The following is a 12,927-nucleotide window of genomic DNA, read 5'->3' on the forward strand; positions in this document are numbered from 1 at the left end:
ATGACGGACTCCACCAAGCAGTATGTCGAGGCGTTGCGTACCTCCCTGAAGGAGAACGACCGCCTGCGCCGGCAGAACGCTCAACTCGTCTCGGCCGCTGTCGAACCGATCGCGATCGTCGGCATCGGCTGCCGCTACCCGGGCGGGGTCGCCTCGCCGGAGCAGCTGTGGGATCTCGTCGAGCAGGGCCGCGACGCGATCGGGCCGTTCCCGGACGACCGGGGCTGGGACATCGAGTCGCTGCACAGCACCACCCACGAGGGCGGCTTCCTCAAGGGGGTGGCCGACTTCGACGCCGGGTTCTTCGGCATCTCGCCCCGCGAGGCCGTGGCGATGGACCCCCAGCAGCGGCTCGTCCTCGAAACGTCGTGGGAGGCCCTCGAGCGGGCGGGTATCGACCCGCTCTCGCTCAAGGGCAGCCGCACCGGCGTCTACCTCGGCACCACCGGTCAGGACTACGCGAGCCTTCTTGCCCGTACGGGCGAGGACAACACGGTCTACGCCACGACGGCCGCCGTGGCCAGCGTGCTGTCCGGCCGCGTGTCCTACTTCGCCGGTCTCGAAGGCCCGGCCGTCACCGTCGACACCGCGTGCTCGTCGTCGCTGGTCGCCACCCACCTGGCCGTGACCGCGCTGCGCCAGGGGGAATGCACGCTCGCCCTGGCCGGTGGCGTCGCCGTCATGACCACCCCGACCGCGTTCGAGGCGTTCACCGCCCAGGGCGGCCTGGCCCCCGACGGCCGGTGCAAGTCGTTCGCCGAGGGCGCCGACGGCACCGGCTGGAGCGAAGGTGTCGGCCTGCTCGTCCTCGAACGGCTCTCCGACGCGCAGCGCAACGGGCACAAGGTGCTCGCCGTCATCCGCGGCTCGGCAGTCAACCAGGACGGCGCGTCCAACGGGCTCACCGCCCCCAACGGGCCGTCGCAGCGGCGGGTCATCCGGGCCGCGCTCGGCAACGCCGGCCTGGGTTTTTCCGATGTGGATGCGGTGGAGGCGCACGGAACGGGCACCCGGCTGGGCGACCCGATCGAGGCCCAGGCGCTGCTGGCCACGTACGGGCAGGACCGGGTTTCCCCTTTGCTGCTCGGCTCGATCAAGTCGAACATCGGGCACCCGCAGGGCGCGGCCGGTGTCGCCGGTGTCATCAAGATGGTGATGGCGCTCCAGCACGGTGTGCTGCCGCAGACGCTGCACGTCGACGAGCGGACCTCCAACGTCGACTGGACCGCGGGCAACATCGAGCTCCTCACGTCGCAGCAGCAGTGGCCTTCGACCGGGCGTCCTCGCCGGGCCGCGGTCTCCGCATTCGGCGTCAGCGGCACCAACGCGCACGTCGTTCTCGAGCAGGCACCCGCGGTCGCGCCCCAGCCCTCGGTCGAGGCTGCGCCCAACCTCATCCCGTGGCTGCTTTCCGGCCGTACGGCGGTGGCGTTCGACGCGCAGTCCGCGCTCCTCGACGACTTCCTGGCCACCAACCCCGACCTGCGCCCGCTCGACGTGGCGTTCTCGCTGGCCACGTCGCGGGCGAGCCTCGAACACCGGGCCGTACGCCTCGACGGCGCCGACCTGGCGCGCGGCGTCACGTCCGAGGGCCTGCTGGCGTTCCTGTTCACCGGCCAGGGCTCGCAGCGGGCCGGCATGGGCGCCGCGCTGCACGCCCGTTTCCCCGTGTTCGCCGAGGCCTACGACGCGGTCGCGGCCGAGCTGAACCCGCATCTGGACCGCCCGCTCGGTGACCCCGGCGCGGACCTCGACCAGACCGGTAACGCCCAGCCGGCCATCTTCGCGCTCGAAGTGGCCCTGTTCCGCCTGGCCTCCTCGCTCGGCCTGAAGCCCGATTACCTGGCCGGCCACTCGATCGGTGAGATTGCTGCGGCCCATGTCGCCGGGGTGCTGTCGCTGGCCGACGCGTGCACGCTGATCGCGGCGCGGGCCCGGCTCATGCAGGCGTTGCCGGCCGGTGGGGCGATGGTGGCGATCCAGGCCGCGGAGTCGGCGATCTCCCTCACGCCGGGCGTCTCGATCGCGGCCGTCAATGGCCCCGACGCGGTCGTGATCTCGGGTGTTGCGGACGAGGTTCTTGCTATTGCGGCCGGGTTCGAGAAGACGAAGCAGTTGCGGGTGTCGCACGCGTTCCATTCGGTGCTGATGGAGCCGATGCTGGACGACTTCCGCGTGATCGTCGACGGTCTTACGTTCAACGAACCGCAGATCCCGGTGATATCCACAGGTGACGTGACGGATCCCGGCTACTGGGTCGCGCATGTGCGCGACACCGTGCGCTTCGCCGACAACGTCGCCACCCTGACCGAGGCCGGCGTCAACGGGTTCCTCGAGCTCGGCCCGGACGCGGTGCTCTCGGCGATGGTCGACGACGGCGTGCCGATGCTGCGCCGCGACCGCGACGACGAGCTGACGGTTCTGAGCGCGATCGCCCGCCTGCATGTCACCGGTGTCGACGTCGACTGGGCCGCGTGGTTCGCGGGCACCGGCGCCCGCCGGATCGACCTGCCCACCTACGCGTGGCAGCGCGACCGCTACTGGCCCAAGGTCCGCGCCGGCTTCGGCGACCTGCGCGCCGTCGGTCTCGGCAAGGTCGACCACCCGCTCTTCGGCGCCGGCGTGGAACTGGCCGGCACCACCGGATTCCTGTTCACCAGCCGCCTCGCGCTGTCGTCCCACCCGTGGCTCGCCGACCACGAGGTGCAGGGCCACGTGCTGCTGTCCGGCACCGCGTTCGTCGAGCTGGCCGTCCGCGCGGGCGACGAGGTCGGCTGCGGCCGCATCGAGGACCTGACGCTCACCGCGCCGCTCGTCATCCCGGCCGACGCGTCGGTGCAACTGCAGATCGCCGTCGACGCACCCGACGACAGCGGCCGCCGCGCGATCAGCATCCACTCGCGCCGCGACGACGTCTGGACCCAGCACGCCACCGGTTTCCTCGGGCTCGGCGCGACGTCGCTGCCGTTCGACGCCACGACCTGGCCCCCGGCCGACGCCACCGCGGTGGACATCGAGGGGGCGTACGAACGCTTTGCCTCCGGCGGTTTCGTGTACGGGACCACGTACGCGGGCCTGCGCGCGGTGTGGACCCGCGGCACCGAGGTGTTCGCCGAAGCCGCCCTCGAGTCCGGCGCCGACGCGTTCGGCCTGCACCCGGGCCTGCTCGACGCCTGCCTGCACGCCGCCGGGCTGGCCGACTTCGGCGCGATCAGCCGGGGCGGGCTGCCGTTCGCCTGGCGGGGCGTGTCCCTGCACGCGGCCGGCGCTTCCCACGTACGGGTCCGGCTCCGTCTCGACGGCGACGCGATCGACCTGGCCGTAGCCGACACCAACGGCGCCCCCGTCGCGACCGTCGAGTCCCTGGTCGTCCGCGAGATCAGCGCGACCCACCTCGACGGCCCGGCCGCGATCAGTCGGGACTCGCTGTTCCGCATCGAGTGGACGCCCGTCACCCCCGGCCCCGCCGCCACCAGCCTGGCCCTGCTGGGCGACGACCTCTTCGGCCTCGGCCTGCCCGCGTTCGATGCGGCCGCTTTCAGCGCTGCCGCGGCTGACGGCGGGCCCGCCGTCGCGCTTCCCGGCGTCGTTGTGCGCGCGGTGGAGACCGGCGGGGATCCGGTCATCGCGGCCCACGCCGCCACCACCGACGTGCTGACGACGGTCCAGCAGTGGCTCGCCGACGAGCGTTTCGAGGACACCCGCCTGGTCTTCCTGACCCGTGGGGACGGCCCGGCCGCCGCCGCGGTCGCCGGTCTGGTCGGGTCGGCCGCCTCGGAGCACCCGGGCCGCTTCGCCCTGATCGAGCTGGCCGTCGACCCCTCGCTCACCGCTCCGGCGCCGACCGGCGATGCCGCCGCACCCGCGAGCTCTTCGTCGTCGGCCTCGGTGATCGGCGCGCTCGCTACGGCCGTGACCGTTGACGAGCCGCGGCTCGCGTTCCGCGACGGGCAGCTTGTTGCGCCTCGGCTCGTGCGGGCCACCGTCCCGCAGCAGCCCGCGACCGTCGACGGGACGATTCTCGTCACCGGTGGCACCGGCGGTCTCGGCAAGCTCATCGCGCGGCACCTGGTCACGGACCTCGGCGTACGGGAAATCGTCCTGGCCTCTCGTCGTGGGGGTGCCGAGGAGTTCGTCGCCGAGCTGACCGAGCTGGGTGCGACGGCCACCGTGGCCGCCTGCGACGTCACCGACCGGGCCGCCCTCGCTGCCCTGGTCGAGCAGCACGGCATCACCGGTGTCGTGCACACCGCGGCCGTGCTCGACGACGGCGTCATCGACGCGCTCACCCCCGAGCGGCTCGCCACCGTGCTACGGCCCAAGGTGGACGCGGCCTGGCACCTGCACGAGCTGCTGCCCGACGCGACGCTGTTCGCGCTGTTCTCGTCGGCCGCCGCCAACTTCGGCGTGCCCGGCCAGGCCAACTACGCGGCCGGCAACGCGTTCCTCGACGCGCTCGCCCAGCACCGCCGGGCCGAGGGCAAGCACGCCGTCGCGCTCGCCTGGGGCGCGTGGGACCCCAGCACCGGCGGCATGACCGGCTCGATGACCGACGCCGACCTGGCGCGTATCGCCCGTACGGGATTGCCGTCGCTCTCGGCCGCCCAGGGCCTCGCGCTCTTCGACGCCGCGATCGCCTCCGCCCAAACCGCGGCGAGCACCGGCGCGGCTCTGAGCACCGACGCGGTTCCGGGTGACGGCGCGGTTCCGGGTGACGGCGCGACCGGCCGCGACGCCGCGTCGGCTGCCGACACGGCCGTCCTTCTTCCCATCCGGCTCGACCTGGCGACGCTGCGGACCCAGCCCGAGACCCCGGCCCTGCTGCGCGGACTCGTCCGGAGCCGGTCGCGGCGGCCCCGCACCGGGCAGGCCGACGGGTTCGCCCAGCGGCTGGCCGCCCTCGACCCCGAATCGCGCGTGGAGTCCCTGCTCGGTCTCGTCCGCGGCCAGGTCGCGTCCGTGCTCGACTACGCCGGCGCGGACAGCGTCGACCCGGCCCGCGCGTTCCAGGAGCTCGGCTTCGACTCGCTGACCGCGGTCGAGCTGCGCAACCGGCTGGCCACCGAGACCGGGCTGCGGCTGCCCGCGACGCTCGTCTTCGACTACCCGTCGTCGCTGGTGCTGGCCCGGCACCTCGACGAGGAGCTGTTCGGCTCGCTCGTCGTGGAGAGCGGCCCGACGACGACGGCCACCACGGACGACCCGATCGTCATCGTCGGCATGGCCTGCCGCTTCCCGGGCGGCGTCAGCACGCCCGAAGACCTGTGGAACCTCGTCCTCGACGGCACCGACGCGATCAGTGGCTTCCCGGTCAACCGTGGCTGGGACGTCGCCGGCCTCTACGACCCGGACCCGGACGTGCCCGGCCGCAGCCACGTCATCGAGGGCGGCTTCCTGCACGAGGCGGGCGAGTTCGACCCCGACTTCTTCGGCATGTCCCCGCGCGAGGCCCTCGCCACCGACCCGCAGCAGCGCCTGCTCCTCACCACGGCATGGGAGGCGGTCGAGCACGCCGGCATCGACCCGGCCACGCTGCGCGGCAGCCGCACGGGTGTGTTCGCCGGTGTCATGTCCAACGACTACGGCTTCCTGCTCGAGGGCGACGAGTTCGAGAGCTTCCGCGGCACGGCCAGCTCGATGAGTGTGGTCAGCGGCCGGGTCGCGTACACGCTGGGTCTGGAAGGTCCCGCCGTCACCGTCGACACCGCCTGCTCGTCGTCGCTCGTCTCCATGCACCTGGCCGCGCAGGCCCTGCGGCAGGGGGAGTGCACGCTCGCCCTCGCCGGTGGTGTCACCGTCATGTCGACGCCCGCGCCGTTCGTGGTGTTCTCGCGGCAGCGTGGCCTGGCCTCCGACGGCCGCTCGAAGTCGTTCGCCGACAGCGCCGACGGCGTGGCCTGGTCGGAGGGCGCGGGCCTGCTCGTGCTCGAACGCCTCTCGGACGCGCGCCGCAACGGGCACGAGGTGTTCGGCGTGCTGCGCGGCTCGGCCGTCAACCAGGACGGCGCGTCCAACGGCTTGACCGCACCCAACGGCCCGTCCCAGCGCCGGGTCATCCAGCAGGCGTTGGCTAGCGGCGGCCTGACGACGTCCGATGTCGACGTGGTCGAGGCGCACGGCACCGGCACGACGCTCGGTGACCCGATCGAGGCGCAGGCGCTGCTGTCCACCTATGGGCAGGACCGCTCGGGCGAGCCGCTGCTGCTCGGCTCGATCAAGTCGAACATCGGCCACTCGCAGGCCTCGGCCGGTGTCGCCGGCGTCATCAAGATGGTCATGGCGATGCGGCACGGCGTCGTCCCGAAGACCCTGCACGTCGACCGCCCGTCCCGGCACGTCGACTGGACCGAGGGCGCGGTCGAGCTCGTCACCGCCGAGGCCGAGTGGCCCGCGGTGGACCGCCCCCGCCGCGCGGGCGTCTCGTCGTTCGGCGTGAGCGGCACCAACGCCCACGTCATCATCGAGCAGCCCCCGGCGATGCCCGGCGACTCACCTGCGAACGCGCCCGTGCGGACGTCCGACGGTGTTGCGGCGGCGACTCCACCGGCCGTGGTCCGCACGATCGACGGCGTCCCGACGGTGGACGGCGTGGCGACGGTGGACGGCGTGGCGACGGTGGACAGCGTGGCGGCGGCGAAGATCCCGCTGATCGTGTCGGCCAAGACCGCGGCCGCTCTCGACGGCCAGATCTCGCGCCTGCCTTCGGACGCCGCGCCGCTCGACCTCGCGTACTCGCTGCTCACCACCCGCTCCCGGTTCGACCACCGCGCCGTCCTCATCGACGGCATCGAGGTCGCCCGCGGCAGCGTCACCGGCGCGCCGCTCGCGTTCCTCTTCACCGGCCAGGGCTCGCAGCGCGCCGGCATGGGCCGCGACCTCTACGCCCGCTTCCCCGCGTTCGCCGAGGCCTACGACGCGGTCGCCGCCGAGCTGAACCCGCACCTGGACCGCCCGCTCGGCGACCCCGAGGCCGATCTCGACCAGACCGGCAACGCCCAGCCCGCCATCTTCGCCCTGGAAGTGGCCCTGTTCCGCCTGGCCGAGTCGTTCGGCCTCAAGCCCGACTTCCTGGCCGGCCACTCGATCGGTGAGGTCGCCGCGGCCCACGTCGCCGGCGTGCTCTCCCTGAAGGACGCCTGCACGCTCATCGCCGCCCGCGCCCGCCTCATGCAGGCTCTGCCCACCGGCGGAGCGATGGTCGCGATCCAGGCCGCTCCCGACGAGATCGAGCTCACGGCCAACGTGAGCATCGCGGCGATCAACGGCCCGAACGCCGTCGTGATCTCGGGCGTCGCGGACGAGGTCCTGGCGATCGCCGCGCGGTTCGACAAAACGAAGCGTCTTACGGTCTCCCACGCGTTCCATTCGGTCCTGATGGACCCGATGCTGGACGACTTCCGCGTGATCGTCGACGGACTTACGTTCAACGACCCGCAGATCCCCGTCATCGCGTCCGGCGACATCACCACGGCCGACTACTGGGTCAACCACGTGCGCGACACGGTCCGGTTCGCCGACAACGTCGCGCGGCTGGCCGGCGCGAAGTTCCTCGAACTCGGCCCCGACGCGGTCCTCTCCGCGATGGTCGACGGCGGCGTGCCGATGCTGCGCCGCGACCGCGACGAGGAACTGACCACCCTGACCGCCCTGGCCCGCCTGTACGTCACGGGCGTCGCGGTGGACTGGACGAGGCTGACGACCGGCGGACGTAAGATCCCGCTGCCCACGTACGCGTTCCAGAACGAGTGGTTCTGGGCGCCGCCCGTCACCCGCGGTGCCGACGCCACCGAACTCGGCCTCACCGAGACCGGCAACCCGCTGCTCGGGGCCGGTGTCGAGCTGGCCGGCGCGCACGGCCACCTGTTCACCAGCCGCCTCTCCGTCCGCACCCACCCGTGGCTGGCCGACCACCAGGTCAACGGCCGGATCCTGGTGCCCGGCACGGCGTTTGTCGAGATGGCGATCCGGGCCGGCGACGAGTCCGGCGCCGACCTGGTCGAGGACCTGACGCTCACCGCGCCGCTCGTGCTGCCGGCCGGCGAGGCGGTGTCGATCCAGGTCACCGTGGACGCCCCCGACGCCAACGGCCGCCGCGTGTTTGCCGTCCACTCCAACCAGGACGGCGGCTGGGTCCAGCACGCGGCCGGCATCCTGGCCACCGCGACCACCCCGGCCGAGGCGTTCGACACGACCACCTGGCCGCCCGCGGGCGCCGAGCCGGTCGACATCACCGGCGTCTACGAGCGCCTCGCCGCCGCCGGTTTCGTCTACGGCCCGGTCTTCCAGGGCCTCAAGGCGGTCTGGCGCGCCGGCGACGACCTGTTCGCCGACGTGACCCTGCCCGACAGCGCCGGCGCCGAGGCGTTCGGCCTGCACCCGGCCCTGTTCGACGCCGTGCTGCACGCCGCCGGCTTCGGCATCCTCGAGTCCGGCGCGCTGCCGTTCTCGTGGGCCGACGTGCGCCTGCACGCCACCGGTGCCACCGCCGTACGGGCCCGAGTGACCCCGCTCGGCGACGGCGCGATGGCCCTCGCCCTGGCCGACCCGTCCGGCGCGCTCGTCGCTTCCGTCGGCGCGCTTGCCGTCCGCCCGGAAACCACGACCGAGACCACAACCGATTCCCTGTACGCCGTGAACTGGGTCCCCGCCTCCGCAGGCACCGAGGCCCCGGCCTTCACGACGTACGAGATCTCCGATGTGGCCGGCGCCCTCGGCCGTTTGCAGCAGGACGACGATCAGCTCGTCGCGTTCGTCTCGCGTCTTGGCGTCTCCACGGAGGGCAGCGCCGTTGCGTCCGCACAGCTCGACGCCGCGGCCGTACGGGGAATGGTCCGCTCGGCGCAGTCGGAGAATCCCGGCCGTTTCGTCATCGTCGAGAGCGACACCGACGACGACTCCCTGATCGCCGCGGCCGTCGCGACCGGCGAGCCTGAGGTGCGCGTCCGCAACGGCGAGATCCTCGTGCCCCGCCTCGCCCGCACCGCCCCCGGCACCCCGGTCGAGTGGACCGCCGACGACACGATCCTCATCACCGGCGGCTCCGGCGGCCTGGGCCGGATCGTCGCGCAGCACTTGCTCGACGCGGGCGCCGGCCACCTCGTGCTGGCGAGCCGCAGCGGCAACGGCATCGAGGACGAGCGGGTCACCAATGTGGCCTGCGACGTCAGTGACCGGACCGCCCTGGAGAGCCTGGTCGCCGAGCACTCCTTCACGGCCGTGGTGCACGCTGCCGCCGTACTGGAGGACGGGGTTGTCTCTTCTCTGACGCCCGAGCGGGTGGCCGCCGTCCTCGCGCCGAAGGCCGACGCCGCCCGCCACCTGCATGAGCTGCTGCCCGAGCTCAAGGCGTTCGTGCTGTTCTCGTCGGCTGCCGCCACGATCGGCTCGCCCGGCCAGGCCGCGTACGCCGCCGCCAACGCTTACCTGGACGCGCTGGCCGAGCAACGCCGCTCCGAAGGCAAGAGTGCCGTCTCGATGGCGTGGGGCGCCTGGACCGTCGGCCTGGCCGGCGACACCGACCTCGCCCGCGCCGCCCGCTCGGGCATGCCGGCGCTCGACGTCGAGCAGGGCCTCGCGCTGTTCGACGTCGCGATCGCCGCCGACCGGGCCGCCGTCCTGCCGTTCCGCCTCGACCTGGCCACGCTGCGGGCCCAGGGCGAGGTCCCGCCGCTGCTGCGCGGCCTTGTACGGGTATCCGCCCGCCGTCGCGCCAAGAGCTCGGCGGCCACCACCGGACTGGCCCAGCAGCTGCGCGCCAAGCCCGAGGCCGAGCGGACGACGTTCCTCACCGACCTCGTCCGCGTGGCTGTCGCCGCCACGCTCGGCCGTGACGGCGCGTCCACGGTGGACGCCAACCGCGCGTTCCGCGACCTCGGCTTCGACTCGCTGACCGCGGTCGAGCTGCGCAACCGCCTCGGCACCGAGACCGGCCTGCGCCTGCCCGCCACGCTCGTCTTCGACTACCCGACATCGTCGCTGCTCGCCGCATACCTGCTCGACGAGCTGCTCGGCGCCGACATCGTGGAGACCGCGCCGGTCGTCAAGGCGAACACCACCGACGACCCGATCGTGGTTGTGGGCATGGCCTGCCGGTTCCCGGGCGGCGTCAACTCGCCCGAGGACCTGTGGAAGCTCGTCCTCGACGGCACCGACGCCATCACCGAGTTCCCGTCGAACCGCGGCTGGGACGTCGACGGCCTGTTCAACCCCGACCCCGACCACGCGGGTACGACGTACACGCGGCACGGTGGCTTCCTGCACGAGGCCGACCAGTTCGACCCGGCGTTCTTCGGCATGAGCCCGCGCGAGGCGTTCGCGACCGACGCCCAGCAGCGTCTGCTCCTGCAGACCACGTGGGAGGCCCTGGAGCGCGCGGGCATCGACCCGGCAACGCTGCGCGGCAGCCGTACGGGCGTCTTCACCGGCGTCATGTACAACGACTACGGCCTGCTCCTGGCCGGCGGCGAGGGTGCCGAGGGCTACCAGGGCCAGGGCAGCTCGGGCAGCATCGCCTCGGGTCGCGTCTCGTACACGTTCGGCTTCGAGGGCCCGGCCGTCACGGTCGACACCGCCTGCTCGTCGTCGCTGGTCGCCATGCACCTCGCGGCCCAGGCCCTGCGGGCGGGGGAATGCTCGCTGGCCGTCGCCGGCGGCGTCACGGTCATGTCGACGCCGAACGCCTTCGTCGGCTTCTCCCGCCAGCGCGGCCTGTCGGTCGACGGCCGCAGCAAGGCGTTCGCCGACGGCGCCGACGGTGTGGGCTGGGCCGAGGGCGCGGGCCTGCTGCTCCTCGAGCGTGAGTCCGACGCGCGGCGCAACGGTCATCAGATCCTTGCTTTCGTACGCGGTTCGGCCATCAACCAGGACGGCGCGTCCAACGGCCTGACCGCCCCCAACGGCCCCTCGCAGCAGCGCGTCATCCGCCAGGCCCTGGCCAGCGCCGGTCTGCGCACGGGTGACGTGGACGTGGTCGAGGCGCACGGCACCGGCACCACGCTCGGCGACCCGATCGAGGCCCAGGCCCTGCTCGCCACGTACGGCCAGGACCGGGACGTGCCGCTGCTGCTCGGCTCGGTCAAGTCGAACATCGGCCACACCCAGGCCGCGGCCGGTGTCGCCGGTGTCATCAAGATGATCATGGCGATGCGGCACGGCGTCGTCCCGAAGACGCTGCACGTCGACGCCCCGTCGTCGCACGTGGACTGGGAAGAGGGCGCCGCCGAGCTGGTCACCGCCGAGACGGAGTGGCCCGCGGCGAACCGCCCCCGGCGTGCCGGCATCTCGTCGTTCGGTATCAGCGGCACCAACGCCCACGTGATCGTCGAGGCGGGCCCGGCCCCGCGCACGGCGGAGACGACGGAGGCGACCGGCCCGGCGCCGATGCTCGTGTCGGCCAAGTCCGCCGAGTCGCTCGACGCCCAGATCGCCCGCGTCGGCCTGGTCGACGCCGCCCCGGCCGACGTGGCCTTCTCGCTCGCCACCACGCGTGCCCTGTTCGACCACCGCGCGGTGCTGCTCGACGGAGCCGAGGTGGCTCGCGGCGTCGTCAGCGACGCCCCCCTCGCGATCCTGTTCACCGGCCAGGGCTCCCAGCGGCCCGGCATGGGCGCTCAGCTCCGCGACGCCTTCCCGGTCTTCGCCGCGGCCTACGACGCCGTGGCCGCCGAACTCGACCCCTACCTGGATCTGCCTCTGGGCGACGAAAGTGTCGACCTGGACCAGACCGGCAACGCCCAGCCCGCCATCTTCGCCCTCGAAGTCGCTCTCTATCGACTGGCCGAGTCCCTCGGCATCGAGCCCGACTTCCTCGCCGGTCACTCGATCGGTGAGGTCGCCGCGGCCCATGTCGCGGGCGTCCTGTCTCTCGAGGACGCGTGTGCCCTGATCGCGGCCCGCGCACGCCTCATGCAGGCCCTGCCGCCCGGCGGCGCGATGGTGGCGATCCAGGCCGCTCCGGACGACATCGAGCTCACCGCGAACGTGAGCATCGCCGCCATCAACGGCCCGAACGCGGTCGTGATCTCGGGCGCTGAGGACGAGGCCCTGGCGATTGCGTCGCAGTTCGACAAAACCAAGCGTCTTACGGTCTCCCACGCGTTCCATTCGGTGCTGATGGACCCGATGTTGGACGACTTCCGCGTGATCGTCGGCGGACTTACGTTCAACGACCCGCAGATCCCGATCGTGTCCACAGGTGACGTGACGGATCCTGAGTACTGGGTCAGCCACGTCCGTGACACCGTGCGGTTCGCCGACAACGTGGCGCGGCTGGACGGCGCGAAGTTCTTCGAGCTCGGCCCGGACGCGGTGCTGTCGGCCATGGTCGACAACGGCATCCCGGCCCTGCGCCGCGACCGCGACGAGGTCTCGACGATCCTCGGCGCGTTCGCCCGCCTGCACGTCACCGGCGTCGGCATGGACTGGGCGAAGCTGACGACCGGCGGCCACCGGGTCGACCTGCCCACGTACGCGTTCGAGCAGCACAGCTTCTGGCCCACCGCGGGCGCGGCCCCCGCCGGCGACGTCTCGCTCGCCGGTCTGCAGCCCGCCGGCCACCCGATGCTCGGCGCGGTCGTCGAGCTCAGCGGCGACGACGGCCACCTCATCACCGCGGCGCTCGGCGTCGGCGGCCACCGCTGGCTCGCCGACCACGTCATCATGGGCCGCACGATCCTGCCCGGCGCGGCGTTCGCCGAGCTGGCCATCCGGGCCGGCGACGAGGTCGGCTGCGACCGCCTCGACGAGCTGACCCTGACCGCCCCGCTCGTGCTGCCCGAGCGCGGCACGGTCCAGATGCAGCTGCGCGTCGGCATGCCGGGCGCGGACGGCCGCCGTACGGTGGGAATCTTCTCCCGCTCCGACGACGCCTGGCTCCAGCACGCCACCGGCACGCTCAGCGCCACGACCGAGGCCGCCGCCGAGTTCGAC

1 protein-coding gene (cut by a window edge) is annotated in these 12,927 nt (G+C 72.9%); it reads left to right on the top strand.

Translation table 11 applies throughout. The features are described from left to right. Positions 1 to 12,927: the 5' end (the start) of a type I polyketide synthase gene (locus tag KOI35_RS47215; RefSeq protein ID WP_246612869.1), read on the top strand. 16,728 nt of this gene lie beyond the right edge of the window; only the first 12,927 of its 29,655 coding nucleotides appear in the window; its start codon is at positions 1 to 3; the stop codon falls past the right edge of the window.

This window comes from Paractinoplanes bogorensis, from assembly GCF_018829635.1.
GTDB lineage: Bacteria > Actinomycetota > Actinomycetes > Mycobacteriales > Micromonosporaceae > Actinoplanes > Actinoplanes bogorensis.